26 protein-coding genes are annotated in these 26,370 nt (G+C 67.0%); 7 read left to right on the top strand and 19 right to left on the bottom strand.

The features are described 5' to 3' along the window. Positions 1–2 precede the first annotated feature (2 nt). Entirely contained in the window at positions 3–146 is a 144-nt protein-coding gene (locus tag HNO81_RS10505; RefSeq protein ID WP_175318074.1) for a hypothetical protein, read from the bottom strand. A gap of 97 nt (positions 147–243) precedes the next feature. On the opposite strand from HNO81_RS10505, the gene soxR reads away from it, so the two are divergent. Next, the gene (gene soxR, locus HNO81_RS10500; protein WP_371818220.1) at positions 244–720 is read left to right on the top strand and encodes a redox-sensitive transcriptional activator SoxR; all 477 of its coding nucleotides are present in this window, start codon (positions 244–246) and stop codon (positions 718–720) included. A 70-nt stretch (positions 721–790) separates the two neighbouring features. Here the strand turns inward: soxR and HNO81_RS10495 are convergent, their stop codons facing one another. Both HNO81_RS10495 and HNO81_RS10490 read right to left on the bottom strand, forming a co-directional pair. Beyond that, complete coding sequence (locus HNO81_RS10495) at positions 791–1,831, bottom strand: NAD(P)-dependent alcohol dehydrogenase (RefSeq protein WP_175318073.1); 1,041 nt, start codon at positions 1,829–1,831, stop codon at positions 791–793. A 143-nt stretch (positions 1,832–1,974) separates the two neighbouring features. Beyond that, a complete protein-coding gene (locus HNO81_RS10490) occupies positions 1,975–2,991 on the bottom strand; it encodes a zinc-dependent alcohol dehydrogenase family protein (RefSeq protein ID WP_175318072.1) in 1,017 nt (338 codons plus the stop codon). 140 nt (positions 2,992–3,131) lie between these two features. Here HNO81_RS10490 and HNO81_RS10485 point away from each other — a divergent pair, with 140 nt between their 5' ends. Both HNO81_RS10485 and HNO81_RS20120 read left to right on the top strand, forming a co-directional pair. Next, complete coding sequence (locus HNO81_RS10485) at positions 3,132–4,025, top strand: helix-turn-helix transcriptional regulator (RefSeq protein WP_175318071.1); 894 nt, start codon at positions 3,132–3,134, stop codon at positions 4,023–4,025. A gap of 50 nt (positions 4,026–4,075) precedes the next feature. Beyond that, positions 4,076–4,720 (top strand): hypothetical protein, encoded by a 645-nt coding sequence (locus tag HNO81_RS20120; RefSeq protein WP_254703413.1) that lies wholly within the window; start codon positions 4,076–4,078, stop codon positions 4,718–4,720. Positions 4,721–4,726: 6 nt separating this feature from the next. On the opposite strand, the gene HNO81_RS10475 is transcribed toward HNO81_RS20120, so the two are convergent. Then, the gene (locus tag HNO81_RS10475; RefSeq protein ID WP_175318070.1) at positions 4,727–5,470 is read right to left on the bottom strand and encodes a hypothetical protein; all 744 of its coding nucleotides are present in this window, start codon (positions 5,468–5,470) and stop codon (positions 4,727–4,729) included. Between the two features lie 121 nt (positions 5,471–5,591). Here HNO81_RS10475 and HNO81_RS10470 point away from each other — a divergent pair, with 121 nt between their 5' ends. Continuing rightward, entirely contained in the window at positions 5,592–6,014 is a 423-nt protein-coding gene (locus HNO81_RS10470) for a universal stress protein (protein WP_175318069.1), read from the top strand. A gap of 71 nt (positions 6,015–6,085) precedes the next feature. Here HNO81_RS10470 and HNO81_RS10465 read toward each other — a convergent pair whose 3' ends face one another. From HNO81_RS10465 to ilvD, 5 genes are all read right to left on the bottom strand, one after another. Continuing rightward, positions 6,086–6,481, bottom strand: coding sequence for a cupin domain-containing protein (locus tag HNO81_RS10465; protein WP_175318068.1), 396 nt, complete (start codon positions 6,479–6,481; stop codon positions 6,086–6,088). A 42-nt stretch (positions 6,482–6,523) separates the two neighbouring features. Continuing rightward, positions 6,524–7,741, bottom strand: coding sequence for an MFS transporter (locus tag HNO81_RS10460; RefSeq protein ID WP_175318067.1), 1,218 nt, complete (start codon positions 7,739–7,741; stop codon positions 6,524–6,526). Positions 7,742–7,811: 70 nt separating this feature from the next. Continuing rightward, a complete protein-coding gene (locus tag HNO81_RS10455) occupies positions 7,812–8,708 on the bottom strand; it encodes a DUF817 domain-containing protein (RefSeq protein ID WP_175318066.1) in 897 nt (298 codons plus the stop codon). Then, entirely contained in the window at positions 8,701–9,519 is an 819-nt protein-coding gene (locus tag HNO81_RS10450; protein WP_175318065.1) for an oxygenase MpaB family protein, read from the bottom strand. Before HNO81_RS10450 ends, HNO81_RS10455 begins: the two co-directional genes overlap by 8 nt. 114 nt (positions 9,520–9,633) lie before the next feature. Further along, the gene (ilvD, locus tag HNO81_RS10445) at positions 9,634–11,493 is read right to left on the bottom strand and encodes a dihydroxy-acid dehydratase (protein ID WP_175318064.1); all 1,860 of its coding nucleotides are present in this window, start codon (positions 11,491–11,493) and stop codon (positions 9,634–9,636) included. Between the two features lie 85 nt (positions 11,494–11,578). Here ilvD and HNO81_RS10440 point away from each other — a divergent pair, with 85 nt between their 5' ends. After that, positions 11,579–12,412, top strand: a complete 834-nt coding sequence (locus HNO81_RS10440) for a helix-turn-helix domain-containing protein (protein WP_175318063.1) — start codon at positions 11,579–11,581, stop codon at positions 12,410–12,412. Here the strand turns inward: HNO81_RS10440 and HNO81_RS10435 are convergent. The 3 genes from HNO81_RS10435 to HNO81_RS10425 are packed head-to-tail and all read right to left on the bottom strand — an operon-like array spanning position 12,409 to position 16,260. Beyond that, complete coding sequence (locus HNO81_RS10435; protein WP_175318062.1) at positions 12,409–13,644, bottom strand: amidohydrolase; 1,236 nt, start codon at positions 13,642–13,644, stop codon at positions 12,409–12,411. The two genes, HNO81_RS10440 and HNO81_RS10435, sit on opposite strands and share 4 nt — an antisense overlap. Before the next feature lie 45 nt (positions 13,645–13,689). After that, complete coding sequence (locus HNO81_RS10430) at positions 13,690–14,637, bottom strand: polysaccharide deacetylase (protein WP_175318061.1); 948 nt, start codon at positions 14,635–14,637, stop codon at positions 13,690–13,692. Positions 14,638–14,694: 57 nt separating this feature from the next. Further along, positions 14,695–16,260: a cytosine permease gene (locus tag HNO81_RS10425; RefSeq protein ID WP_175318060.1), complete on the bottom strand. Its 1,566-nt coding sequence runs from the start codon at positions 16,258–16,260 to the stop codon at positions 14,695–14,697. A gap of 107 nt (positions 16,261–16,367) precedes the next feature. Here HNO81_RS10425 and HNO81_RS10420 point away from each other — a divergent pair, with 107 nt between their 5' ends. Together HNO81_RS10420 and HNO81_RS10415 are read left to right on the top strand one after the other, a co-directional pair. Next, positions 16,368–17,969 carry a PucR family transcriptional regulator gene (locus tag HNO81_RS10420; RefSeq protein ID WP_175318059.1) on the top strand — a complete coding sequence of 534 codons (1,602 nt, stop codon included), beginning with the start codon at positions 16,368–16,370 and terminating at the stop codon, positions 17,967–17,969. A 96-nt stretch (positions 17,970–18,065) separates the two neighbouring features. Continuing rightward, positions 18,066–18,800, top strand: coding sequence for a VOC family protein (locus HNO81_RS10415; protein ID WP_175318058.1), 735 nt, complete (start codon positions 18,066–18,068; stop codon positions 18,798–18,800). Positions 18,801–18,836: 36 nt separating this feature from the next. Here HNO81_RS10415 and HNO81_RS10410 read toward each other — a convergent pair whose 3' ends face one another. From HNO81_RS10410 to HNO81_RS10380, 7 genes are all read right to left on the bottom strand, one after another. Then, positions 18,837–19,670, bottom strand: a complete 834-nt coding sequence (locus HNO81_RS10410; RefSeq protein ID WP_175318057.1) for an IclR family transcriptional regulator — start codon at positions 19,668–19,670, stop codon at positions 18,837–18,839. 73 nt (positions 19,671–19,743) lie between these two features. Continuing rightward, positions 19,744–21,000 (bottom strand): aminopeptidase P family protein, encoded by a 1,257-nt coding sequence (locus HNO81_RS10405; protein ID WP_175318056.1) that lies wholly within the window; start codon positions 20,998–21,000, stop codon positions 19,744–19,746. 101 nt (positions 21,001–21,101) lie between these two features. After that, the gene (locus HNO81_RS10400) at positions 21,102–22,472 is read right to left on the bottom strand and encodes an MFS transporter (RefSeq protein WP_175318055.1); all 1,371 of its coding nucleotides are present in this window, start codon (positions 22,470–22,472) and stop codon (positions 21,102–21,104) included. A 292-nt stretch (positions 22,473–22,764) separates the two neighbouring features. Next, on the bottom strand, positions 22,765–23,085 hold the full coding sequence (gene fdxA / locus HNO81_RS10395; RefSeq protein ID WP_175318054.1) for a ferredoxin: 321 nt from the start codon (positions 23,083–23,085) through the stop codon (positions 22,765–22,767). Between the two features lie 5 nt (positions 23,086–23,090). Further along, the gene (locus HNO81_RS10390) at positions 23,091–24,560 is read right to left on the bottom strand and encodes an aldehyde dehydrogenase family protein (protein ID WP_175318053.1); all 1,470 of its coding nucleotides are present in this window, start codon (positions 24,558–24,560) and stop codon (positions 23,091–23,093) included. Positions 24,561–24,587: 27 nt separating this feature from the next. Beyond that, on the bottom strand, positions 24,588–25,388 hold the full coding sequence (locus tag HNO81_RS10385) for an SDR family oxidoreductase (protein WP_175318052.1): 801 nt from the start codon (positions 25,386–25,388) through the stop codon (positions 24,588–24,590). Next, complete coding sequence (locus HNO81_RS10380; RefSeq protein WP_175318051.1) at positions 25,388–26,338, bottom strand: dihydrodipicolinate synthase family protein; 951 nt, start codon at positions 26,336–26,338, stop codon at positions 25,388–25,390. Before HNO81_RS10380 ends, HNO81_RS10385 begins: the two co-directional genes overlap by 1 nt. Positions 26,339–26,370 lie beyond the last annotated feature (32 nt).

The raw sequence follows: 26,370 nt of genomic DNA, 5'->3' as shown, positions 1-26,370 counted from the left end.
CCTCACCGGATATGCAGCATGGAGCTCAGCGCCGCGTCGAACGACCTGCCCTCCCAGGGCCGCGGGACATGCAGCTGTGTTGCTGTTGGCCGCTCCGCCCCGCCGGGGTTTTGGATCCGGGAACGATCTTTGCGGGGGTTTTTCATGCGGGCCTGCTTTCCAAAGAGATTGGTATCTGCCAGGAGCAAGCCAACAACCTCAAGCTGACTTGAGGTCAAATCGGCCGCATGGCAGACTGCTCCGGTGCCCCAACCCAGCCATGACACCCTGATGACCGTTGGCCAGATCGCCTCCCGGGCAGGGATCAGCGTCCCCACCTTGCGGTATTACGAGGAGCGCGGGCTGGTCCACTCCGAACGCGCAGCGGGAAACCAGCGCCGGTACAAGCGCCTGACCCTGCGCCGTCTGGCCGTCATCGCCGCAGGCCAGCGCGTGGGCCTTTCCCTCGAAGAGGTCAAGGCCGCACTGGATGACCTTCCAGTGGGCCGGGCACCGTCCCAGGCGGACTGGACGGCGATGAGCCGGCAATGGGCCGGACTGGTGGCGCAGCGGATCCGCGAATTGAAGGTCCTGGAAACCTCGCTGGAAGGCTGCATCGGCTGCGGGTGCCTGTCCGTAGAGCGCTGCTCCCTGATGAACGCAGGAGATGCCGCCGCCGGGGAAGGCAGCGGCTCGCGCTGGCTGCGCCGGGCCCGGCGGGAAGCAGCGGGCACGCCTTAAAGCCCGACGGCGGGCCGGCCCCTTGTGGGGGCCGGCCCGCCGTTTACGCCTTGGGAGCGAAGGTGATGCTTTAGAGCGTGGCGGTGTCGATGACGAACCGGTACCGGACATCCGATGCCAGCACGCGCTCGTAGGCCTCGTTGATCTTCTCGGCCGGGATGACCTCGATCTCGGCGCCGAGGTGGTGCTCCGCGCAGAAGTCGAGCATCTCCTGGGTCTCCCGGATGCCGCCGATCATGGATCCGGCGAAGGAACGGCGGCCGCCGATCAGCGCGAAGGCGTTGACGGGAAGCGGTTCCGCCGGGGCACCGACGTTCACCATGGCGCCGTCGAGCTTCAGCAGGCCCAGGTAGGAGCTGATGTCGATCGAGGCGCTGACCGTGTTGATGATCAGGTCGAAGGAGCCGGCCAGTTCGGAGAAGGTGTTCTCGTCGCTGGTGGCGTAGTAGTGGTCGGCACCGAGCTTCAGGCCGTCTTCCTGCTTCTTCAGTGACTGTGACAGGACGGTCACCTCGGCGCCCATGGCGTGGGCCTGCTTGACGGCCATGTGGCCCAGCCCGCCGAGACCAACGACGGCAACGTTCTTGCCGGGACCGGCGCCCCAGTGCCGCAGCGGCGAGTAGGTGGTGATGCCGGCGCACAGCAGGGGTGCGGCGACGTCGAGGTCAATGCCCTCGGGAATGGTGACGACGAAGTCCTCGGTAACCACGACGTGGGTGGAGTAGCCGCCCTGCGTGATGGTGCCATCGCGGTCGACGGCGCCGTAGGTGCCGGTGTTGCCCTTGAGGCAGTACTGCTCTTCACCCTTTTGGCAGTTGACGCACTCGCGGCAGGAGTTGACCATGCAGCCAACACCAACACGGTCGCCTACTTTGTGCTTGGTCACCTCGGCCCCCACCTCGGTGACGATGCCGGCAATTTCGTGGCCAGGCACCAGGGGGTACTGCTGCGGGCCCCAGTCGCCGCGGACGGTGTGAATGTCCGAGTGGCAGATGCCGGCGAACTTGATGTCGATCAGGACATCGTGGGGACCCACTTCGCGGCGCTCAATGGTGGTAGCCACCAGGTCCTCCGTGGCGGACGGGGATGCATAAGCCTTGACGGTAGTCATGGTTCTCCTGTGATCTGTTGGGGGGACAGCTAAATATTACCGGGGTTGTTCGGAGCAAACCCGGGAAAAGGTGGCTTGAGGGTGGCCCTGTTGTGACTGGTCTTGAGAGTCCTACCCTGATGTCCCCTGGATCACGGCCGCGGCTACGGGCGCAGGAGCACCTTGATGGCGCGGCGTTCATCCATGGCCTTGTACGCGTCCGCGGCCTGCTCCAGCGGGAGTTCAAGGTCGAAGACTTTTCCTGGGTTGATGGCGCCGCTGAGGATCAGGTCGATCAGCTCCGGAAGGTATTGCCGCACCGGCGCCGGGCCGCCATGCAGGTGGACGTGCGAGGAGAACAAGTCCCGGCCGGGCAGTGCCACGTCATGGGACACACCCACGAACCCCACATGCCCGCCCGCCCGTGTGGCGTGGATGGCCTGCAGCATCGATTCCTGGGTCCCCACGGCTTCGAGGACCGAATGGGCGCCGAGGCCGCCGGTGAGTTCCTTGATCTTCTTGACGCCGTCGTCCCCGCGCTCCTCCACAATGTCCGTGGCACCAAACTCACGGGCGAGCGCCTGCCGGTCCGCGTGGCGCGACATGGCGATGATCCGGTCGGCGCCCATCTGCGCGGCCGCAAGGACCCCCAAAAGCCCTACGGCGCCGTCGCCCACGACGGCCACGGTCTTGCCGGGACCCACCTCGGCCGCCTTGGCGGCGAACCATCCGGTGCCCAGCACATCGGAGGCGGTCAGCAGCGACGGGATCTTGTCCGCGTCCGGCATGCCCGGGGTTGCCACCAGGGTGCCGTCAGCCAGCGGGACGCGCAGGTACTCCGCCTGTGAACCGCTCACGCCCTGCCGGTGGACGCACGCGCTCTGGTAGCCGGAGCGGCAAATTTCGCACGTGTTGTCCGACGCCAGGAAGGACCCCACCACAAACTGCCCCGGCTGGACATTCTTCACGTCAGCGCCGATCTCTTCGACGATTCCCACATACTCGTGGCCCATCGGCATGGGCTTGGAGATTTTGTCGGCGCCGCGGTACGGCCACAGGTCGGACCCGCAGACGCAGGCGGCGACGAGTTTGATGACCGCATCCGTGGGCCGCCGGAGGGCCGGCTTGTCGCGATCCTCAACACGGACATCTCCGGGCGCATGCATGATGGTTGCGCGCATGATTGGGCCTCCAAATGGTGAAACGGCTGACAGGGACACTCCCATCAAACCCGGGCCCGGCACCTTTGGCGAGGGTCCAGCCGTAACTGGTTCCGGCAGAACCCCTTTAGGGTCCAGCTATTCGTCGTAACGTGTTGCCTATGGATAACCGAGCCGAGATACGGCAGTTCCTGTCCTCACGCCGTGGGCGGATCACCCCGGAGCAGGCAGGCATCGAGCCCTATGGTGGCCGCCGCCGCGTTCCGGGGCTCCGGCGCGAGGAAGTGGCGCGGCTGGCAGGGGTCAGCGTGGACTATTACACGCGGCTGGAACGGGGAAACCTCCACGGTGTTTCGGACAGCGTCCTGGATGCCATCGCCGGGGCCCTTGAACTGGACCGGGCCGAGCACGACCACCTCTACGACCTGGCCCGGGCAGCCAACACCTCCGGCCGCCAACGCGCCGGGGGCACCAGCGGTACCGCACCTTCCACGGTCCGGCCGGAGCTGCAGTACCTGCTGGATGCCATCACGGAGGCCCCTGCGTTCATTGGCAACAACCGCCTGGACATCGTGGCCGCCAACACCCTGGGCTACGCCCTGTACTCGGACATGTACCGCACGCCGTCACGGCCGGCCAACCACTCACGGTTCATCTTCCTGGATCCCGGCGCCCGCACCTTCTACACGGATTGGGATGGTGCGGCCAACACCAACGTGGCCATCCTCAGGCGCGAGGCCGGCCGCAATCCCCACGACAAGGGCATCGCCGGACTGATCGGTGAACTGTCCATGCGCAGCGACGAATTCCGCACGCGGTGGGCGGCGCACAACGTCCGCCGCCACTACGCCGGAACCAAATTCTTCCAGCATCCCGTGGTGGGCCTCCTCGAGCTGAACTACCAGGTGCTGGGGCTTGAGGAAGACCCGGGGCACACCCTCACCGTCTACCCCGCCACGCCAGGCACCCCCTCCGCGGAAGCCCTCAAGCTCCTGGCGTCCTGGGCGGCCACCGAAAAAATCACAGAGACGGCCCAAGGCCATGTGCCGGCCTAAGGCCCTCACTCCTCCCGAAAAGAAAGCAGGTGCTGGCCCCGGTGCGTGACTTGAGTTCTGATCCGTTCGTGACCGAGGGGCTCGAAGCGCTGAAGCGCGAAGCGTTTGGGCCTGCAGGGTTTGCCCAGGGCGCGAAAGAGGTGGTTCAGGTACTGGTCCACAGGGTGTCCAGCACATTGGGCCATGGTTATGTCCGCTCAAGTACCGACACCAGCGTGAGCGGGCTGGAGGACGGCGAGCAAGGGTTTTCCTACGAAGCACTGATTGTGTGGCTGGATGAACACCGAAGCCGCGCGTACGAGCCTGGCTCAGGGACCTGGACGACGGCGGAAGTGCATGTGTACCCGGAGAGGCCTGGGTTCGTGAAGCTGTTTGACGAGGAACTTCTGAGGAAGGGGGACGACGGCCGGTGGCACCCTGGCGCAGAACCGGCCGACGCCGCGCTGTGGGCCCGGCAGCTCCTGGCCTACCCCCGGACAGCGGACCACATCCCCGGCTGGATGTGGGACATCTTCAGGGCAGAAGGCGTGGAACCACCGCTCTACAATCCGGAGTTCAGCTCGGTCGACTGGAACAACAGGCGACGTCCTGTGGCCGCCTGGGGGACCGACACCGCTGCCCGGCCCGCGGTAATCGATCCAGCACTGGAACCGGGTTTCTTCAAGGGCATCGGCAAAAGGCTTTTCGGCGGCTAGGCGGGGTCAGGGATGGTTCGACGACGGCCCGGAAGGTTCAACGTCATCCTCCCGCCGGCCTGCCAGCCCGCCGAAGCGGTCGACGGCATCCTGCGCAGCACGGTACAGGGAGGGGTCCGACCAGGGTGCCCGCGCCCAGGCGTCCACGGCCGCAAGCGCCTCGGCCAGCAGCCTGGTGGGAAGCTCCCCATGGACTCCGCGGGCCAGGACGGCGTTCCGGTCTGCTTCCAAGGTGTCCGCCATGGTCCGGGTGCTGACCCGCTGCCAGACATCAGCTATGGCATCCACATCGGTCAGGCGCTCCCGCAGCGGCCAGTTGCCAATGAAACGGGCTACCCAGGCCTGGTGCCGGCGCTGATAGCCCTTGATGAACTTCTGCCTTTTCCACTGCGGGTATAAGCCCAGCACGGCGAGGCACGGAACAAGGACGGCCAGCACCGCCAGCACCCAGCCTGCCTGTCCGGTGTCACCGCCCTGGACTGCATCCTTGTACAGTCCCAGCATCACTCCCGCCGTGATACACCCCAAAATCCAGGTGGCGCCCAGGATGGTGCTCCGGCGTTCTTGTTTCCTGGAGGGGTGGAGGGCCGGCGCCGGTTCCGCGGCAATGGTCGCCTCAGCCTCGGTCAGGCCGGTGTTCAGGAGCCTGCTGGTGCCTGCACCGGGCACGCCTGATTTGTCCGGCACGTCCACGTAGACCGGTGCCAGGCCTGTCTGGTCCTGCGCAGCCTGATCGGCAAGCCCGCCCATGTTCCCCCCTCAACCCACGTGATGAACCGCTTCCAAAGTCTACGGTTAGCCGGCCGTCAGGTGGGTACTCCTTAGACTGGCCTGTGGACGTTGTATGCCCGGAATGATGAAGGAGTAAACGATGAGTGGAGTTGTTGTAGTAGGCGTTGACGCGAGCCCGTCCGCACGGAAGGCCGCAGAAGTGGCGCTGGACCTTGCCGAATCGCTGGGAGCGTCCCTGCATGTGGTGACCGCGTTTGAGATGGAAAGTGCAGAAACGTTTGGGGTGGGCTCGGACAAGGTGCGGATTTCCAACGCCGACAGCTCCGAGATGGTGGCAAAGTCGCTGGGCGCGTCGCGGCCGGGGGTGGAGATTACCCACTTCGCGGCACGCGGCAAGCCGGCTGATTCGCTGATCAAGGAGGCTATCCGCCTGGACGCCCGGGTGATCGTGGTGGGCAACCGCAGGATGCGCGGCATTGGCCGGCTCCTGGGCAGCGTCGCCAACAGCGTGGCGCACAACGCCCCGTGTGACGTGTACATCGCCAACACCTACGAGGACTGACCTGCCACAGCAGGAGGTGGGCGGACGACGGCGGCACCTCCCGCCGTCGTCCGCCCACCTGTTGTGCATGGTCAGGCGGGGTACTCCTCGTCGGTGACGTGATCGAGCCAGGTGACGACGTGTCCGTCGGCATCCGCTTCCTGCATGGCGATGTGGGCCATGAAGCGCTCCGGGGTTGCCCCGTGCCAGTGTTCTTCCCCGGGTTCGATGTAGACGACGTCGCCGGGACGGATTTCCTGGACCTTGCCGCCCCGCCGTGCCACCAGCCCAACGCCATCGGTGACGTAGAGGGTCTGGCCCTTGGGGTGGTGGTGCCAGGCGGTCCGGGCACCGGGGGCGAAACGGACGTGCGCGCAACCGATGGCTGACTGTTCGTCAGGATTCCGGATCCCATCGATCTGCACGGTCCCGGTGAACCATTCCCTGGGACCGGCTCCGGTCTGTCCGCCGCTCTTGGTGTATTTCATGGTTTCCTCCTGTGGTTACTGATGGATTGAAACTGTCAAAGGTCAGGCGTTGGGGACCGTGACCCTGGCGGTCACGGCGGCGATGACCGCTGAAACGGTAAGGATGGCTGCGGCAGCCAGGAAGGCGCCGCCGTGTCCGGCGGCGTCGAACAGGACGCCACCCAGCGTTGATCCGATGGCGATCGAGGTCTGGACGACGGCCACCATGAGGCCCCCACCGCCCTCGGCATCGTGGGGCATTGCCTGCGCAATCCAGCTCCACCAGCCCACCGGAGCGGCCGTGGACAGCAGCCCCCAAACAGCCAGGAGAACCACCACGACGGCGAGCCGGCCGCCGGTGGGGACCAGGGCCGCTGCGATGACCGCCATCAGCGCCGGGATGGTGGCCAGCGTCCGGTACAGCCCCTTGCCCAGGAACCGGCCAATCAGCATGGTCCCCGCAAACCCGGCCGCACCCATCACCAGCAAAACGAGCGATACCGTTGCCACCTCCGCGCCGGCCACCCGTTCCAGGAACGGGCGGACGTAGGTGAACAGGACGAACTGGCCCATGAAGAAGGTGCCGCACGCGGCCATTCCCCAGGCGACCGGCGGCCTCTTGAACGCGGCGAAAATCGCGAGGACGTTTCCGGACGCCTGCCTTTCCACCGACATGGAAGGGAGGCTGATCCATTGCCAGACCAAGGCGATGCCTGCCACCGGAACCAGGCAAAAGAACGCTCCACGCCACCCGATGATCGACCCCAGGTAGCTGCCCAGCGGCGCAGCCAACACCGTGGCCAGGGCGTTGCCGCCGTTGAAAATGGCGAGGGCGCGCGGCACTTGGTGGGCAGGCACCAGCCGCATGGCAGTGGCTGCGGACATCGACCAGAATCCGCCAATCACCACGCCGATGAGTGCACGGCCCACCATGAAGAGCAGGTATCCCGGGGCCAGCGCCACGACGGCACCGGAAACAGCCATGAGCGTGGTGAGGCCCAGCAGCAGGGTCTTGCGGTTCAGGCTGCCGGCCAGCGTGGATACCGTCAGGCTGGTGACCACGGCGAACAGGCCCGAGATGGCGATGCCCTGCCCCACCAACCCTTCGGAGACGCGGAGCTCGTCGGCCATCGGGGTGAGCAGGCTGACCGGCATGAATTCCGAGGCGATCAGGGCGAAGACGCACAGGGACATCGCGAAGACGCCGCCCCAGTGCGCTTGCCGCTGCGGGCTGGGCTTTTGGGGCGCACTGGTGTTGGTTGGAAGTGTTTTGGGGGCCATGCCTTCCATCGAACCGTACTCCCCACGCCCTAGCGAGGGCCCTGCTGAAACCGGTTTTCGCAGTACCCCTTTACGGCACCGATGCCGCAGACGGAACCTCCGGGCGTGATGCGTTGCCTGTTTCCGGAGGCTGCGGCTTGTAGACCCACGCAACCAGCACCACCGAGATGATCATCAGCAGGAACCAGGCCACCAGTTTTTCCAGGCCCACGGGGTGCCAGCCATCCACCTGGCTGGGGTAAAGCCAGGCACCCGACCATGTGGCAATGTTCTCGGCCAGCCAGATGAACAGCGCCACCAGCAGGAAGGAAACCACCAGGGGCATCCGGAACTCCCGCCGGAACACGCGGAAGTGCATCACGCACCGGCCAAAGACCACCGCGACGGCGGCCAGCAGCACCCAGCGCAGGTCCCAGATGTAGTGGTGGGTGAAGAAGTTGGCGTAGATGACGACGGCGAGGATGGCGGTCACCCAGCGGCGGGGGTACGCCGCGAACTTCAGGTCGAAAAGCCGGTAGACCCGCACCATGTAGGAGCCCACGGCGGCGTACATGAACCCGCTGAAGAGCGGCACCGCGCCGATCCGCAGCACGCCTTCGGCGTCGTAGGACCAGGAACCCATGTCCGTCTTGAACAGCTCCATCACGGTCCCCACCAGGTGGAACAGGACGATGACCCGCAGTTCGCGCAGGGTTTCCAGCTTGAAGGCGACCATCAGGATTTGGATGACGACGGCGGCGACGGTCAGGAAGTCGTTGCGCGCAAGGGCCGCCGTATCCGGATACCAGAGCCGGGCAGCCATGAGCACCGCCAGCAGCGTTGCCCCGAAGATGCAGGCCCACCCCTGTTTGAGTCCAAAAATGATGAACTCGGTGAGCCTTGCCTTGGCACCCCCGGCTGGAGCCGTGGCCAGGAAGCGGCGGGCGCGGATGTCGATCCGCTGCTCCACGGTGGTGGGATTACGCACTGATCCCCTGGCGCTGGCGGGGCCTGCGGTTCCGCCTAAGGTCCTTGTCCAACCGGTTCAGGCAGTAGTTCCGGTACGAGTGCCGGACCCGCTGCGGCAGCCGCGGATACGTCAGCGCCAGGAACCGCATGGCGCGGTGGAAGCGGCGGTCATGCCGGTCACTCCAGGTGAGGCCGAAGTCCTGCCGCAGCTGGGCCGGAAGGAGGCCTGCGGTGAGGAACCTGGCTGCGGGCATGACGCCCCGGTACCACCACGGGACGTTGGCGGGGTACAACAGGTCCCGGGCCACCTGGAGGGCAGCCTCGCCGGCGGACAGGGAGGCCAGCTGTTCGTCCCAGTACCGGGAGAATGCTGCGCGGTCTGGAGGCCACAGCTCCGGGGGCAGCTGCAGGGCCGTGCCCAGCCTGGCGTAGTGCTGGTAGATGGCGTCGGCAGAGGCGTCATCGAGCGGGCCGTAGATGTTACGGATGACGGTGCTGGCGGTGTCGTAGAGCGTGGCTGCCACCCACAACTGCAGTTTGGGGTCGAAGGCGCTGTAGCCCTCGGAGTCCGGATCGGTAGCGCGGCGGACGGGAGCGTGTGCGCGGTTGACCCGGCGGCGGACCTCGTTGACCTGCTCCTCGCTGCCATAGGTAATGGCGTAAACGTAGGTCAGCGTGCTGTTGAGCCGGTCCAGGGGGCGTTCGGCGAATGAGCTGTTCTCCGCCACCCCGCGGCCTACCAAGGGGTTGGCGAGCTGGAGGAGGATGGCGCGCCCCGCACCGGCAAGCAGGATGGCTTCTGCCCCGTATTCCACCGTTCCGCCCGCCATGTGAAAAGGGTACCCGAGCGGCCGGGCAGCAGGACGGGGCGTTCGGCCCCTTGTCCCGGAGCGGAGGAGGAGAACAAGGCCCTGTTCTGGCCCTCCCCCGCCCGGAGTCAGGCGTTACCGCTCCAGCAGCGACACGTCCCGGACGGCGCCCTTGTCCGCCGAGGTGGCCATGGCGGCGTAGGCGCGCAGCGCAGCCGATACCTGGCGGTCCCGGTCCTTGGGCTTGTACCCGCCGTTGACCAGGAGTTTCTCGCGGCGTTCGGCGAGGATCTCGTCGGAGACCTCCAGCTCCATGGACCGCTGCGAGATGTTGATGCTGATGATGTCGCCGTCTTCAACCAGTGCGATGGTTCCCCCTGATGCAGCTTCCGGGGAGATGTGGCCGATCGACAGGCCGGAGGTGCCGCCGGAGAAGCGGCCGTCCGTGATCAGGGCGCACTTCTTGCCCAGGCCGCGGCCCTTGAGGAACGACGTCGGGTAGAGCATTTCCTGCATGCCCGGACCGCCCTTGGGGCCTTCGTAGCGGATGACCACCACGTCGCCTTCCTTGATCTGCTTGTTCAGGATCTTTTCCACGGCCTCGTCCTGGGATTCGCAGACCACCGCAGGGCCGGAGAAGGTCCAGATGGACTCGTCCACGCCGGCGGTCTTCACCACGGCACCATCCACTGCGACGTTGCCGCGCAGTACGGCCAGGCCGCCGTCCTTGGAGTAGGCGTGCTCCACGGACCGGATGCAGCCACCCTCAGCGTCGGTGTCCAGGGAGGTCCATTCGTTCGACTGCGAGAACGCGGTGGAGGAACGGACGCCGCCGGGAGCCGCGTGCCACAGGGCCTGCGCCTCGTCGGTGGCCTTGCCGCCGCGGATGTCCCAGTCGTCCAGCCAGCCGTCCAGGTCGTTGGAGTGCACGGAGTGGACGTCCTTGTGCAGGAGCCCGCCGCGGTTCAGCTCGCCCAGCAGGGCGGGGATGCCGCCGGCGCGGTGCACGTCCTCCATGTAGTAGGTCTTGTCCTTGGCCACGTTCGGGGCCACCTTGGCCAGGCAGGGCACCTGGCGGGACTTGGCGTCCATCTCGGCCAGGCCGTAGTCCACTCCCGCTTCCTGGGCCGCGGCCAGCAGGTGCAGGATGGTGTTGGTGGATCCGCCCATGGAGATGTCCAGGGCCATGGCGTTGTCGAACGCTTTGGCGGTGGCGATGTTGCGCGGCAGCACGGAGTCGTCGTCGCCGTCGTAGTAGCGCTTCACCAGCTCGACGACAGTGGCGCCGGCTTTCTCGTACAGCGCCTTGCGTGCGGTGTGAGTGGCCAGCACGGAGCCGTTGCCCGGCAGGGACAGGCCGATGGCCTCGGTGAGGCAGTTCATGGAGTTGGCGGTGAACATGCCGGAGCAGGAGCCGCAGGTGGGGCAGGCGTTCTCTTCGATGAGGTTGATGTCGGCATCGGAGATGGACTCGTCCACGGCGTCGGCGATCGCGTTGACCAGGTCCAGGGAGCGGACGGAACCGTCGGTCAGGGTTACGCGGCCGGCTTCCATGGGGCCGCCGGAGACGAACACCACGGGAATGTTCAGGCGCAGCGCTGCCATGAGCATGCCGGGGGTGATCTTGTCGCAGTTGGAGATGCACACCAGGGCGTCGGCGCAGTGGGCGTTGACCATGTATTCGACCGAGTCGGCGATCAGGTCGCGGGACGGCAGCGAGTAGAGCATGCCGGAGTGTCCCATGGCGATGCCGTCATCCACGGCGATGGTGTTGAACTCGCGCGGCACGGCGCCGGCGGCGAGGATCGCGTCAGAGACGATCCGGCCCACGGGGGCCAGGTGGGTATGGCCGGGGACGAACTCGGTGAAGGAGTTGGCCACGGCGATGATCGGCTTGCCGATATCCGAATTGGCGACGCCGGAGGCACGCAGCAGTGCGCGGGCTCCGGCCATGTTGCGGCCGTGGGTGACTGTTTTTGAGCGGAGTGCAGGCATGCTTACCATCCTCTGGCCTTGCAGGGCTGGGTGGAAGACAGCGCTGCTACTAGTAGTAGGAGTACCAGAGTAATAGTATTTTGAGGTGAACAATCCCGGCCGCCGCAAAGAACTGGGGCTTTTCCTCCGGGCCCGGCGCGATCAGGCCCTGCGTGCGGAGTACGGACTGCCGCCCGTGGGCCGCACCCGCGAGCGCGGACTCCGCCGCGAGGAGGTGGCGTTCCTCTCAGGCGTCAGCGTCACCTGGTACACGTGGCTGGAGCAGGGCCGGGACATCAGCCCGTCCCGGCAGGTGCTGGAGGCCATCAGCCGCGCGCTGCACTTGTCCAGCACCGGCCTTGGCTATGTGCTGTCGCTGGGCGGGTACGCGTCCACAGCACCGGCGGCTCCGGCCGCGGATTCCGCCCCACCCCACATCCAGCGGCTGTTGGATGCCCTGGATCCCAATCCGTCCTTCGCGTTGTTTCCGGACTGGGGCGTGGCGGGCTGGAACACGGCCTACGCGGCGCTGTATCCCAACATCGCCACTGTGCCGGCGGCGGACCGCAACCTTTTGTGGCTGGTCTTCACCGATCCCTACGTCCGGAACCTGCTGCCGGACTGGGAGACCACCAGCAAACGATTCCTGGCCGAGTTCCGCGCCGAAACCGGGCAGCGGCTGGGCGATCCGGACATCCAGTACCAGGTAGAGCGGCTCAAGGAAGCGAGCCCGGAGTTCCGGCAGGGCTGGGACCTCTACGACATCCTGGGCTTCGAGTCCCGCGAGCGCCTCTTCCACCACCCCGCGGTGGGGGTGCTGCAGCTGGAACACCACCAGGTCTCCCCGTCGGACCGGCCGGATCTGCACCTTGTGGTCTACACGCCGGCCCCGGGCAGCGGCGCCGCGGCGCAGATGAAGTCCCTGCTGGCGGGGACCTAACCGGGCTGCGCCGCGAGGTAGGCCAGTGCCGCGGCCGCCTGGGCACGCGTGGCCACGGCGAGGGTGGGATGGACGGCGGGGAGGAACGACGGCGAGTGGTTGGCCGGGATGTCAGCGTCCACCGTGCCGTTCGCCACCGCCCGCCGGTAGGTTTCCGGCGGCACCGAGCCCACCACCCAGTACACGTACGGAATGCCGAAGGCGTCGGGGATACGGCTGAAATCCTCGGACGCTGTCTGCGGCGCGGCACGGTAGACGGCATCCGCGCCGAAGGCCTCCGTGAAGGCGGCGGTGACCCGGGCATTGGCTTCCGGATCGTTGCTGGTCAGCGGGTACTGGTCGTAGTACTCGAACTCCGGGTCCTGCGGGGATCCCGCCGCTGCACACTCCCCCCGGACAATCCGCTCGATCGCCGCGATGATGCCGGCCCGCAAAGCAACGTCGTAGGTGCGGAGGTTGAGCAGCAGCACGGCCCGGTCCGGGATGACGTTGGCCGTGGCTCCGGCCTGCAGGGACCCAACGGTCAGGACGGCGAACTTTCCCGGCATGGTTTCCCGGGACACCACGGTCTGGAGACGGAGGACGATCGAGGCTGCAAGCACCACCGGATCAACCGCCTTATGCGGCATGGAGCCGTGGGCGCCGCGGCCGTGGACGGTGATCCGGACTGAATCACCGGCCGAAAGGATGGGACCCGGCGTGGTGCCGATGGTTCCCGCCTCGGTGGGCATCACGTGCTGGGCCAGCGCGACGTCCGGCCGCGGGATCCCGGCGGCCAGGCCGTCGTCGAGCATTGCCTGCGAACCCGCCGCCGTTTCCTCCGCCGGCTGGAAGAGGGCGGTGTAGGTCCCCCGCCAGGCATCCCGGTGCCCGGCAAGGTACTTCGCCGCCCCGAGCAGCGCCACCACATGCATGTCATGCGCGCAGGCGTGCATCACCCCCGGGTTGACGGAGGCGTAGCGTGCCCCCGTTGCCTCCGCCATCGGGAGGGCGTCCATGTCGGCACGGGCCAGGACGCCGGGGCCGGTCCCGTTAGCCAAGACACCCACCACTCCGGTGCCGCCGAAGTGGCGGACATCAAAGCCCCAGCCGGCCAGCTTCTCCGCAACCGCTGCGGAAGTCTGGTGTTCGGCGAGGCCGAGTTCCGGATTCCGGTGGAACTGTTCGTAGAGCGGAACCTGCCAGTCCAGCTCCTGTTCGATGCCGTCCGTTGCGTTGCGGGGCAGATCCATGTGCAGGCTCCTTCCGGCCGGCGGCTCCGGCCCCTGCGGCCAACTTTAGGCCGGGACCCCCTGCCGCACCATGGCCGGCTTGAACTGTGCACCCGCGCCCGGGAATACCGGCACCTCGATCCGCGCGTGGGTGTGGATTTCGGTGACCGTTTCCTTGGTGTGCCGGGCAATGTTCTCCATAGTGGTCACCCACATGCCCTCCATGGCCTTCACCCGTTCCATCAGCTGCTCCAGGGCCACGGCCTTGGAGGGCCGGCCGGAGATGAAGGGGTGGTTGGTGAGGACGAAGCAGCTGCCCTGGGAGTGGTGCGCCTCGGCTTCTAGCGTCCACATTTCCAGGACCTTGGCAGGGCTCTCGATCACGCCGCTGCCGGTGACTCCGGGGTAGAACGCGTACTGCTCCCAGTCGTCCAGGGTCCAGTCCACGGGAATCTCCACAATGTCGCGGGGATCGTCCGCGGCGACGGCGAAGCGGTAGGGGGCATCACCGTCGAGCAAGCTGGAATCGTAGAGGAAGCCGCGGTCCGCCAGGAGGCCCGGAGAGTGCCAATTGAGCTCCCACCAGGGCGCCCGGTAGCCCACGGGCCGTACCCCTGCGACTTTGGCCAGCGCCTCCAGGCCGCGGTCCATATAGCTGGCCTCGGTGGCGGCGTCGATGCCCTGCATGGGCTCGTGCAGGTAGCCATGGTGGGCCACCTCGTGCCCGCCGTCAACGATCTGCCGGACCACGTCGGGGTAGGACTCGGCGGTGAAACCGGGGATGAAGAAGGTGGCCTGGATGTCCTGCCGGGCCAGGATGGCCAGCAGCCTGGGAACCGCGATTTTGGGGCCGTAGGACTGGTGGCTCATCAGCGACATGCGCCGGGTGCTGGTGGGATCGTGGGCGATGGTGCAGGATTCGGCGTCCACGTCGAAAGTGAAGGACGCTGCAGCCTTGAAGCCCTCGGGCCAGGTGATGGGGTGCAGGGGGTCCGCGATGGCAGGGTTGTTCACGGGAAATCCTTTCGGCGGGCGCTGTGGGCGCCCGCCAGGTTCTATGGGAAGCGGAGTTCAGAGGGCGGGAAGGGCGGGCGTGCTCTCCGCCGCTTTGCTTCCTGCTTCGGGAGCGGTGGCGCCGGGGATGGCGTCCGCCTTCTGTACGGCGCGGGGTTCGAGGGCCAGGTAGCGGATGTGCTGGCGCGGGCCGAGGATGGCGTACACCCCCGCGCTGGTGAGTCCACCGGCCAGCCAGGACAGGTCCCAGCCGCCCAGGGCCACGGCGATGGGGCCCTGCATGATGGGGATCAGGCCGTACATGAACAGCCACGTTGCGAAGATCCCGGCCACGAGTGAGATGACGCCGGCGAAGTTGACCACCGGCAGCCGCTTGGTGCCGACGCCGTCGAACAGCCGTTCAGTCCCGCCGGGCCAGCGCTTCTCCAGCCAGAAGTAGTGCACCAGCATGATTCCGCCCCAGGCGGCCACCCAGGCCACCAGGCCGATCAGCCAGGCGTCGAGTACAGCAGCGAAGTCCTCCTGAAAGATGAAGAAGACGACGGCGCCGAGCGAGAAGACGCCGACGAACAGGTTGAGCTTGCGGCGGCTGATGGAGATGTCCAGGGCCTGGGTGGCCACCGAAAAGGTGTAGATGTTCAGGATGTTGGTGGCAATGGGCCCGTGGAGGACCATGAGCAGGACGGGCAGCGCCATGGCTCCGAAGTTCATGACGATCAGCTTGCCGGGATCGATCTCGCCGCTGTTGGTGGCAAGGCTGGCGCCCAGGACACCGAGCCAGACGACCGGGATGAACTGGCCCAGCACCGAAGCGAGGTAGACCTTCTTCTTGGGGACGCTGGTGCTCACGAACCGGGAGTAGTCCGCGGCGTAGGTGAACCAGGTGATGCCCCATCCAATGCCGATGGCGGTCATGACGGCGCTCATGGCGGCGATCCGCTCGGAGCCTTCCAGCACGGCGCCGGCAGGACCGGCGTAGCTCCAGTTGATGTCCATGCCGAACCAGGCCACTGCGGACATGACGGCCAGGATGAGGATGGTGGGTGGCACGGTCCATTTCTCGAAGGCGGCAATCGCCTTGTAGCCGAACCAGGCGATGGCAACCTGCAGGGCCATGATGAAGGTGGCCACGCCGATCTTCCAACCGTAGTTCGGGGCCTCGGGGTCAACCCAGCCAAGGGTTCCGAAGAGCGCCATGACCAGGTCCAGGATGATCCAGGTGTTGACCGCGCACCAGCCGATGACCAGCAGTGCCTGGATTGCTGCCGGCAGGTAGTTGCCGCGCCGGCCGAATGCCGCCCGGGCCAGGACCATGCCGGTGGCTCCGGTCTTCTGGCCCAGGAGGACGAAGCAGCCAAAGAGCAGCATGCCGATCAGGTTGCCCAGGACCAGGACGGTGATGGTGTCCGCGAGGCCGAGTCCAAGCTGGATACCGAGTGCCCCCAGCACCCAGTTGATGGGTGCCAGGTTGGCGCCCGCCCAGATCCAGAACTGGCCGGATACCTTGCGTGTTCGTGCTGATTCGGGGATGGGCTGCAGCCAGGCTTCGTGGTCCACGGCGCTGTGGTCCTGTGTGGCCTGGTCAGGTTGGCCGTGCGTGGCTGTTGAAAGCTTTTCTTGCATGGGGGCCTCCGTGAGGTGGATAAGTACCAAATAGGCTATGTGGCCCCCATCACAAGCAACAAGATACAATCTGTCTAACAGATCCCCCTACTACGTTACGGACTGTCGTGTCAGTGTTTCTCGGCGAAATACTCGCCCACCCCGCCCTCGCCGCTGCGGAGCCCGTGGTCCATCCCCGGGGCGTGGCCGCCGACGCCCAGCCGGTCCGCTGGGTGCACTCCAGCGAAGTACTGGATATCGCTCCCCTGCTCCGCGGCGGGGAGCTGCTGCTCTGCGGCGGAATCACGCTGGCCACTGCGGATCCGGCAAAACGCGTGGACTACATTCGCGCACTGGCGCAGCGCGGCATTGCCGCCCTGGCCATTGAGACCGGCGGTGCACTGCCGGAGATTCCCGCGGACATGCTCCAAGCGGCGGAGGAATTCGGCCTTGCCGTCGTGGAGCTGCGGAGGGTGGTCCCGTTTGTTGGCGTCATGCAGGCCATCAACTCCATGCTTGTCAGCGAGTCCGTGGGGCACCTGCAGCAGGCGGACGCCGCCACCCGCGCCATGGCTGCCGAGCTGGCCCATGGCGCCTCGCTGGACAAGATCCTGGGCGTGTTGGTGGGAATGACCGGCGCTGCCGTCCGTCTCACCTCCCCGTGGGGCGTCACCCTGGGCAGCGCCGTCCCGGAGGGCTGGAGCAGCGGGCCGGACGGGGACGCCGGCGAAGGAACAGCGGACGACGACGGCACCGGGCCGGGCGGGCACGGCGGCTTTTACCCGGTGCCCGGCGGAACAGTCATCACCGTGGACATCCCCGTCCGGGGAGTCCTCATGGGGCGGCTTGAGGTCCACGTACCCGTCGCCGCGGACACAGCACTGGCCCAGGTGGCCGGCGAGCGCGCCGTGGACATCCTGGGCCTGGCCCTCCTGCAGCACACCCCGCCGGGACTGCATGCGCTGGCGGGTGCCGAACTGATGCGCGCGGTGCTCAACGCCGCGCCGGAATGGCGCCTCGAGCAGCTGGCACCCGGCGCCGGTTTCCCCACGGACTCCCCCGCCGTGGTGGCAGCCATTCATGCGGCGGCACCGCAGGAGCTGCGCGGCGCCGTCGAAAACTTCCTGAGCTCGCAGCGGATTCCCAGCGCAGCGTACCTGGATGACACCGAACTGGTGGTGATGATCGGGCTGCCGTGCACCGAAACGGCCGGGGTGCGGCGGCAGATCCTGGAGTCCCTGCGGGGACTGGACGGAGACCATGATGCCGTGATTGCGGTGGGACCGCTGGCAGCCGGGGTGGCGGAGGCGTCCTGGTCACTGGCGGAAGCGCGGCGGGCCCTGGAAGTACGGCAGACCCAACGCCGGAACGCATCGGCGCGCAGGCGGCACCCGGCACGCGGCCTGGTGGTGCTGGACGCCCAGGACACCGCCGTGGAAAGCCTTGCCCTGACCTGCATGGACGCCTCCTCCCGGGAGGCATTCGTCAACCGGCAACTGCGGGCGGTCCTGGACCACGATGCGCAGCGCCAGTCCCAGCTGCTCGAGACCCTGCAGGTGTGGCTGGACTCCGGCTGCAACACCGCACAGTCGGCGCGCGAACTCCACCTGGAGCGGCAGTCAATGCACCACCGGCTGCAGCGGATCTTCGAGCTCTGCGGCGGCGATCCGCGCGGGACAGGGCGCCTCGCGGCGCTGCATCTGGCAGCGAGGCTGGCCGGGTTGCCCTGACCCCTGCAGGCCTTGCGCTTCCGGACGTATGCTTGCCTGGCATTGCCCTGTGGCCGGGCCAGGACCCGGGCCACCCGGATGGAAGGGGTGCGGTTGATGGCACAGCGGGATACGTCCTCGGTGGGTGCACCGTGCTGGGTCGACACCTGGCAACCGGATCCACAGGGCGCCAAGGAATTTTATGGCGGACTGTTCGGTTGGACGTTCGACGAGGCGCCGGGATTCGAGGGTGAATACTGGAAGGCGCGCCTTGATGGACGCACGGTGGGCGGCGTGGGACAGGCCCCGCCGGGGTCGCCCGCGGGATGGCTGACCCATGTCCGGGTGCGCGATGCCGCGAAGGCCTCGGCCCTCGCGGAGCAGGCGGGAGGCCGGCAGCTGGGGGCCATCGGCGCGGGCTCGCGCCTGGTTGCCGATTCCGCCGGCGTGCTGTTCTGCCTGCGGCAGGCGGGCGTCAATGACGGCGTTGGGATGGCAGACCAGCCCAACAGCTGGGCCATGAGTTCGCTGCACACGCCTGACCTTGCAACGGCCCGGGCGTTCTACGGGACAATGTTCAACTGGGAACTGACGTCGCCGCCGGAATCGCCGTTTTCGCTGTGGCTCCTGGAAGACCAGCTGGTGGCGGTTGCCGCCACCACCGACGGCGTGGCTGTGCCGCCGCACTGGAGCGTGAATTTCGCGGTCACTGATGCGGACAGGACCGCCGCCCGTGCCGTTGCCCTGGGCGGCGGGATGGTGATGGCACCCATGGACAGCCCAGGATTCCGAAGCGCCGTGATCAGCGACCCCTGGGGCGGCGTGGTGGCGGTCAGCGGGGTCACCGGCTAATCCAGTGCCCGGCACCCACTGCCGCAATGGACCGCTTCAGCCCGGCCGGCCGCCCAGCCGGGTGGTGACCTTCGCGGCGGCGGCCATGCAGGCCTCACCCAGGCTCTCGAACTGTTCCCTGGAAACCCTGAACCGCGGGGCCGGTATCAGGACGGCAGCCACCACGTCGCCGCGGTGGTCCCGGACGGGCGCGGCCACGCCCACTTCGTCCATGGATGATTCGCCGTAGTTCCCCGCCCATCCCCGCTGCGCAACTTCCTGGAGCCGGGCCTCGTACGCTGCCAGGCCGTCGTCGTCCAGTCCCGGAAAGGTGATGGCGCCGCTGCGCAGCAGCTCCCGCACCCGCTCGCCCGGAAGCGTGGACAGGAACACCTGGACAGAGGCGCTCATGGCATCCCGGTAGCGGGCACCCAATGGCGTGGTGTGTTTGATCTGGTGGTGGCTGGCGATCTGCTCCACGCAGATGGCTTCGTCGCCGCTCCACAGCATGAGCGCGCTGGTCTCGCCGGTCTGCTCGGTCAGCTGCCGCAGGACCGGGTAGGCGACGCGGCGTTCCTCCATCTCGGCCAGCAGCGGTCCGGCGACGGCAATCAGCCCCAGGCCCAGACGGAACCGCTTGGTTTCCGGGTCACGTTCCACCAGGTTTTCCTGCTCGAAGGTTGCCAGGATCCGGGAGACGCTGCTTTTGTGCATGCCCACCCGGTTGGCAATTTCGGTGACGCCCAGCAGGGGTTCGTCCGCGGTGAAGGTGCGCAGGACGGCGATGGCATTGACGACGACGGAGGCGCCTTTCGCGTCCGGCCCGCCATTGGTGCCGGTTCCGCCGCCGTTGCTGTCTGGGGTTTTCGCAGGAGTCATGGTGGACACCATCTTTCCCTATGGTCGGGGGTGGACGCCGAAAGCGGCGCCGTGGTGCACGGCGCCGCTTTGGCTGTTCAGGTGGTTATCCCTGGACGATGTTGTGTTCCGGCCCGAACGGGAACTTGGTGATGTTCTCCACCGAGTTGTCCTCGCCGATGACCAGGATGTCGTGCTCGCGGTAGCCGCCGGCGCCCGGCAGGCCGTCCGCCACCGTGATCATGGGCTCCATGGAGACCACCATGCCCGGTTCCAGGACAGTGTCGATGTCCTCGCGCAGTTCCAGTCCGGCTTCGCGGCCGTAGTAGTGGCTGAGGACCCCGAAGGAGTGGCCGTAACCGAAGGTGCGGTTCGCCAGGAGGCCGTGGCTGATGTAGATTTCGTTGAGCTCGGCGGCGATGTCCTTGCAGACGGCGCCGGGCTTGATCAGTTCCAGGCCGCGGCGGTGCACCTCGACGTTGATGTTCCACAGTTCCAGTGACCGTTCGTCCGGCTGGCCCAGGAAGAGGGTGCGCTCCAGGGCGGTGTAGTAGCCGGAGGTCATGGGGAAGCAGTTGAGCGAGAGGATGTCGCCCTGCTGCAGCTTGCGGGTGGTGGCCCAGTTGTGGGCGCCGTCGGTGTTGATGCCGGACTGGAACCATACCCAGGTGTCGCGGACCTCGCGGTCCGGGAACGTCCTGGCGATCTCGTGGACCATGGCCTCGGTGCCGATCAGGGCGACTTCGTACTCGGAGATGCCTTCGCGGATGGCGTTGCGGATGGCTTCGCCGCCCAGGTCGCCGATGCGGGCGCCGTGCTTGATGACCTCGATCTCCTCGGCGGATTTGATCATGCGCTGGCGCATTGCGTCCTGCGAGACGTCCAGCAGCTGGGCGCCCGGGAACGCGGCGGCGATCTTTTCGCGGGTCAGGCCCGGGAGGAAGTCGTCCTCGACGCCCAGCCGGGAAGCCTTGACGCCGCGCTGGCGCAGGGCTTCCTGGAGGCCGAAGTAGAAGTTGTCCCGGCGCCAGTCGGTGTAGACGATGTTCTCGCCGTAGGAGGTTCGCCATGGCATGCCGGCGTCGATGTTGGCGGTGACGGTGACCGAGTCGTCGGCGGTGACCACCAGGGCGTAGTTGCGGCCGAACGTGGTGTAGAGGAAGTCGGAGTAGTACTTGATGCCGTGGTAGCTGGTGAGGATGACCGCATCCAGCTCCTTGGCGGCCATGATCTTGCGGAGGCCGCCGAGGCGGCGCTCGAATTCCGCGTCGGAGAACGTGAGCTTGCCCTTGGTGCCGTTGTGCAGGACCTTGAGGCGCTCGAGTTCGGCGATGGAGGAGGCGTTGTCGGCAGTGATAGTCACGGGTGGTGCCTTTCTAATGGGTGCCAGCTGCTGTGGGTGCAGTTGGTGTCGGTTTGCGTAGTGAGGTAGGTCTGTGTGCCCCGACGGGGTTGGTGCCCTGGTCAGAGGTGCTTGAGGGGCTTCCGGGAGGTTTCGGCGGCGAAAAGAACGGCCATAAGGGATACGGCAGCCGCGGCCACGAGGTACCAGCCGGGCGCCAGCTTGCTCTGGGTCATGCCGATCAGCAGGGTGGCCATGAAGGGCGCTGTGCCGCCGAACAGGGCGTTGGAGAGGTTGAAGCTGACGGCGAAGCCGCTGTACCGGACTTTGGTGGGAAACAGTTCGGCCAGGAAGCTGGGCAGCGTTCCGTCGTTGAGGGTGAGCATGCCGCCCAGCAGGATCTGGACCAGGACGATCACCATGAAGTTGCCGGTATCCAGCAGCATAAAGGCGGGAACGGTCAGCAGGATGAACAGGACGGACGCGGTGATCAGCATGCGCTTGCGGCCGAACCGGTCTGAGGCGAGGCCCGTGAGGAAGATGAAGCCGATGTAGCTGGCCAGCGCGATAGTGGTGGCCAGGAAGGATTCGGTGGGACCGAAGCCCAGTTCCTCGGACAGGTAGGTGGGCATGTAGCTGAGGATGACGTAGAAGCCGACGGCGTTGAGCAGCACCGCGCCGCAGGCGATGACCAGCTGCTTGCGGTAGGTCCGGAACATGTCCAGCGCGGGGGCTTTGGGAGCGGATTCCTCCTGCTCGGCCAAGGCGCGGAACGCCGGGGTGTCCTCCAGCTTGGTGCGGATGTAGCGGCCAATAAGTCCCATCGGGGCGGCCAGCAGGAACGGCAGCCGCCAGCCCCACTCGTGCAGTTGGTCGGTGCTGAGGACCGAGGTGAGGAGCGCCGCGATCAGGGAGCCGAGGAGCAGGCCGGCGGCGGTGCTGGCGGGCACGACGGCGGCATACAGTCCGCGGCGGTTGGCGGGTGCGTATTCCACCAGGAAGGCTGAGGCGCCGGCGTATTCGCCGGCCGCCGAGAAGCCCTGGACCACGCGGACCAGCAGCAGGAGGACCGGTGCCAGCATGCCGATGGCCCCGTACCCGGGGATGAGGGCGATGCAGAAGGTGGAGACGGACATGATGACGATGGAGAGGGAGAGCGCCTTGCGCCTGCCCAGCTTGTCGCCGATGTGCCCCCAGAAGAAGCCGCCCAGGGGGCGGACGAAGAAGGAAATGGCAAAGACGGCGAAGGTGGCCAGCAGCGCGGTCTGCCGGTCAGCCTCGGGGAAGAACACCGAGGAGATGACCGCGGCGAGGTAGCCGTACACGGCGTAGTCGAACCACTCCACGAAGTTGCCGATGAAGCTGGCGGTGACCACCCGGCGTCGAACGTCCTTGCTGGCCACGGAGTTGTCCGCACCCTGGGCTCCGCGGGCGGGACCGGTGACGTCAGCGGCGACGGCTCCTGCGCGGGGCGAGGTTGATTCGGTACTCATTGAACCACCACTAAGAGTAGGAGTTGCATTGCTTGCAACATGGTTGTTTCAAGATAGGCCGTGATCCGGAACACAGTCAAGGATTTTCTGCAGCATTACATTGCGATCCGTCAGCATTTCACGGGCGGAGGGGTCGATTGCATGCCAGAAGAAGCCAAAATTCCTTAGTTGCGTCCAAGGCAACGTGGTTGTAACAAGAGCGAAAAGGGACGCTTAAAGCAGCAATGGCCGCCAAGCGGGAAGGCTTGGCGGCCATGGGAACTGCAGGAGAAAGAGAGCTGGAACCCGGGTGTTACCGGACCGGCTGGGGCTCAGCCTGGATCACCGGATGGTCCCAGTGCAGGTTCCCCACGGCCGATGCGCCCTGCGGTGACCCCACCTCGGTGAAAAACTCCGCGTTAGCGCGGACGTAGTCTGTCCACTCGTCCGGCACGTCGTCGGAATAGTAGATCGCCTCCACCGGGCACACGGGATCACATGCGCCGCAGTCCACGCATTCGGACGGGTGGATGTACAGGGAACGTTCGCCTTCGTAGATGCAGTCCACCGGGCACTCCTGGATGCAGGCTTTGTCCTTCACATCCACGCAGGGCTGCGCAATCACATACGTCACAGCGGCTACACGCCCGTGTACACGGTCTTGCCCCAGGTGAAGAACTCCAAGGCGGACCTTCCCTGCTCGCGGAACGTGTTGGTGGAGGAGTCTTTTACGCCGCCGAACGGCACGTTCAGGTCCAGTCCCGCAGTGGGCCGGTTGACCTTGATGACCCCTGCCTGGGCGCGGGCCGAGAAGTCGGTGGCCAGGGCCAGCGAGTCGGTGCAGATGCCGGCGGTCAGCCCGTAACGGGAGTCGTTAATGGCGGCCAGGCCGGCCTCGTAGTCGGGCACTTCCAAGACGGCCACCACCGGGCCGAAGATTTCCTCGGTCACGGCTGGATCGTCGAAGGCCACGCCGGTGAGCACCGCGGCAGGGAAGGACAGCGCTTCGGAAGAGTCGCCGTCGTACTTTCCATGCAGGAGGGTTGCACCGCGTTCGACGGCGCCGCGCACCGCTGCCTGGTCCTGCTCGAACTGCTGCTGGCTCACCACGGCGCCCATCGCTGATTCGAGCCCGTCCCCCGGCGTGTACTTGGCTGCCTCGGCCACGAGGGCATCCAGGAACGCCGTGCGGATGCCGGGGGTGACGTAGACCCTGGAGGTGGCGGTACAAGCCTGGCCCGTGAGGCCGAAGGCACCGGCAGCCACTACCTGGGCGGCTTTGACGGGATCGGCGTCGTCCAGGACCAGGACCCCGTTCTTGCCGCCCATCTCCAGCTGAACCCGGGCGCGCCGGCCGTTGAGGATTTCCTGCAGGCCCAAACCAACGCTGGTGGATCCGGTGAAGGACATGCCGGCGATGCGGGGATCGCGGGCAAGGGCATCGCCCACTACCCGGCCCTTGCCGTGGACCACGTTGAACACGCCTGCAGGCAGCCCGGCATCCTGCAGCGCACGGGCCAGGTGCGTGGCTGAGAGCGGCGTGAGTTCGGCAGGCTTGATCACCACCGCGTTGCCGCTGATCAGTGCCGGCGCGGTCTTCCAGGCGGGGATGGCGATGGGGAAGTTCCAGGGTGTGATCAGCCCGACGACGCCCAGGGGTTCCCGACGGGTGGTGATGGTGGTGTCCGGCAGGCCGCTGGGCAGCACTTCGCCGGTGGCGGCCCAGCCGAGTGAACCGAAGAAGCGCAGCACGTCGGAAGCCCGCTTCACCTCGCCCTTGGCCTCGGCCAGGGTTTTGCCTTCCTCGCGGACCAGGTCCTCCGCAATGGCGGCCTGGCGTTCGATCAGCAGGTTCCCGGCGGTGAGCAGGATGGCGCCACGGGAGGGCGCCGGCAGCGCTGCCCAGGCCGGTTGGGCAGCGGCCGCAGCGGTAATGGCCGCGTCCACGTCCGCGGCAGTGCCGCTGGGTGACAGCGCCGCCAGTTCCTCCGGCCGGGCAGGGTTCATGCGCCGGGTGGCTGCTTCTCCCAGCCACTGGCCGTTGATGAGGTGCTGGGCGGTCAGGTGTGCGTGGGTAGTGGTCTCGGGATCCAGTGCGGTGGAGGTCATGGCGTTCCTTCGGGATGTTGGGTGTGGCTAGAGGCTGCGGATGAGGCCGCCGTCGCACCGCAGTGCCACGCCGGTGATGTACGACGCCGGCGCGCTGCACAGGAAGGCGGCTGCGGCGCCGAATTCAGCGGGTTCCCCATACCGCCGCGCGGGGATGGTTTTGCGGGACTCAAGCCGGATCTCTTCCAGCGTGGTGCCGCGGCGCTTCGCGGCGGCCTGATCCAGCTCGGTAACCCGGTCCGTGGCGATCCGGCCCGGCAGGAGCAGGTTGACGGTGACCCCGTCGAGTGCCACTTCGGCAGCGAGCGTCTTGAGGTAGGCGGCGAGCGCGGCGCGTCCGGTATTGGAGATGGCCAGATTGGGCAGGGGGGCCGACACGCCGCTGGAGCCGACGGCCAGGATCCTCCCCCACCGCCGTTCCCGCATGCCGGGGAGGGTGCGGGACACCAACTCTTGGTGTGGCTTGACCAGGGTTTCGAAAGCAGAGGCGATGTCCTCCGAGTCCAGGGTGGCGGCAGCGCCGGGCTTGGGGCCGGGTCCGTTGAGGACCAGGATGTCCACCGGGCCCAGCCCTGACTGGGTCTGGGCCACGGCCGCTTCCACTCCCCCGGGAGCGGTGAGGTCGGCTTCGACGGCGATGGCAGCGAACCCCGGAAGTCCGCCGTGCGCTGCCTGCAACCCGCCCACGATCTCTTCGGCTCGGTCCCGGCGCCGGCCCACGATGGCAACCCTGGCTCCCTCGGCGGCCAGTGCGCTTGCCACGGCAAGTCCCAGCCCGCCGGTGGAGGCCGCCACCAGCGCCGTGCGTCCGGCGATACCCAGATCCATCAGAGGCTCCCGGCCGGTACGGGGGCACTGGCCAGTTTCAGTGCGGTGGTGGCTTCGCAGAGGTGGGCGGACATGGCGTGCCGCAGGTTCTCTGGGAAACCAGCTGCCGGGGCCCGGACGCCGGCGTCCTTGATCCAGCCCCGTTCCCGCAGGCATTCTTTCCGAATGGCCAGCGCCACCTTGGCCTGCTGTTCAAAGTTGATGAGCGGCAGGTACGGCACCAGCTGGGCGGCCGCGGCTGCATAGCCTTCGCGCTGCCAGGCCCGAACGCAGGCGATAAGCGCTTCCGGGTAGGAGAATCCCGTCATGGCACCTGCCGCCCCGGCGAGGAGTTCGTCCAGCAGGCCCTGGCCGCCGAGGCCGCCGAACACCGAAATCCCGGTGGCGGCGCTGAGCGTGGCGATGGCCACGCTGGTGGGTGGAGCCTCGGCCTTGATGGCGATGACGTCAGGACTTGCCTTGACCACCGCGATGAGGGCGTCGGTGGAGATGGTCACGCCGCTGGCCAGAGGGTAGTCCTGCAGCACCACCTTGGCGCCGGTGGCACGGTGGATGGCGTCCAGGTGCGCGGCCACCACGTCGGCCTTGGGCGAGTTGGCCTGCACCATGACGGCCGCGAGCCGGAAGCCTGCTGCCTCCTGTGCGGCGCGGATTTCCTCGATGGCCGGCCGGGTGGCCAGTGCCGTGACCCCCACCACCAAAGGCAGACTGGTGCATTCGACGGCGATTTCCAGGACCTGGCGCCGCTCTTCCGCCGTGAGGGCGGCAGCCTCACCGAATACGCCCAGGACGGTCAGGCCGGTGGCGCCGATGGTTTCGTAGCGCTCCACGAGGTCCGAGAGGCTGTCCAGGTCCACGTCCAGGGTGCTGCCCTGGAACGGGGTGGCAACGACGCCCCACACGCCCGGAGCCAGGGATTCACGATTTTCAGGCGCGACGGATTGCGGCATGAGTGGTCCTTCTTTTGTTGGAACTCTTAGTG

Source organism: Pseudarthrobacter sp. C4D7, assembly GCF_013359725.1.
Taxonomy (GTDB): Bacteria; Actinomycetota; Actinomycetes; order Actinomycetales; family Micrococcaceae; genus Arthrobacter.
The sequence above is the reverse complement of the archived record's forward strand: the minus strand, read 5'-3'. Positions and strand labels throughout refer to the sequence as shown.

Bases quoted from the DNA above. Each gene is read 5' to 3' on its own strand.
- HNO81_RS10505 (WP_175318074.1), bottom strand. From the start codon at position 146: ATGAAAAACCCCCGCAAAGATCGTTCCCGGATCCAAAACCCCGGCGGG.
- HNO81_RS10495 (WP_175318073.1), bottom strand. From the start codon at position 1,831: ATGACTACCGTCAAGGCTTATGCATCCCCGTCCGCCACGGAGGACCTG.
- HNO81_RS10490 (WP_175318072.1), bottom strand. From the start codon at position 2,991: ATGCGCGCAACCATCATGCATGCGCCCGGAGATGTCCGTGTTGAGGAT.
- HNO81_RS10485 (WP_175318071.1), top strand. From the start codon at position 3,132: ATGGATAACCGAGCCGAGATACGGCAGTTCCTGTCCTCACGCCGTGGG.
- HNO81_RS10475 (WP_175318070.1), bottom strand. From the start codon at position 5,470: ATGGGCGGGCTTGCCGATCAGGCTGCGCAGGACCAGACAGGCCTGGCA.
- HNO81_RS10470 (WP_175318069.1), top strand. From the start codon at position 5,592: ATGAGTGGAGTTGTTGTAGTAGGCGTTGACGCGAGCCCGTCCGCACGG.
- HNO81_RS10465 (WP_175318068.1), bottom strand. From the start codon at position 6,481: ATGAAATACACCAAGAGCGGCGGACAGACCGGAGCCGGTCCCAGGGAA.
- HNO81_RS10460 (WP_175318067.1), bottom strand. From the start codon at position 7,741: ATGGCCCCCAAAACACTTCCAACCAACACCAGTGCGCCCCAAAAGCCC.
- HNO81_RS10450 (WP_175318065.1), bottom strand. From the start codon at position 9,519: ATGGCGGGCGGAACGGTGGAATACGGGGCAGAAGCCATCCTGCTTGCC.
- ilvD (WP_175318064.1), bottom strand. From the start codon at position 11,493: ATGCCTGCACTCCGCTCAAAAACAGTCACCCACGGCCGCAACATGGCC.
- HNO81_RS10435 (WP_175318062.1), bottom strand. From the start codon at position 13,644: ATGGATCTGCCCCGCAACGCAACGGACGGCATCGAACAGGAGCTGGAC.
- HNO81_RS10425 (WP_175318060.1), bottom strand. From the start codon at position 16,260: ATGCAAGAAAAGCTTTCAACAGCCACGCACGGCCAACCTGACCAGGCC.
- HNO81_RS10415 (WP_175318058.1), top strand. From the start codon at position 18,066: ATGGCACAGCGGGATACGTCCTCGGTGGGTGCACCGTGCTGGGTCGAC.
- HNO81_RS10410 (WP_175318057.1), bottom strand. From the start codon at position 19,670: ATGGTGTCCACCATGACTCCTGCGAAAACCCCAGACAGCAACGGCGGC.
- HNO81_RS10400 (WP_175318055.1), bottom strand. From the start codon at position 22,472: ATGAGTACCGAATCAACCTCGCCCCGCGCAGGAGCCGTCGCCGCTGAC.
- HNO81_RS10390 (WP_175318053.1), bottom strand. From the start codon at position 24,560: ATGACCTCCACCGCACTGGATCCCGAGACCACTACCCACGCACACCTG.
- HNO81_RS10385 (WP_175318052.1), bottom strand. From the start codon at position 25,388: ATGGATCTGGGTATCGCCGGACGCACGGCGCTGGTGGCGGCCTCCACC.
- HNO81_RS10380 (WP_175318051.1), bottom strand. From the start codon at position 26,338: ATGCCGCAATCCGTCGCGCCTGAAAATCGTGAATCCCTGGCTCCGGGC.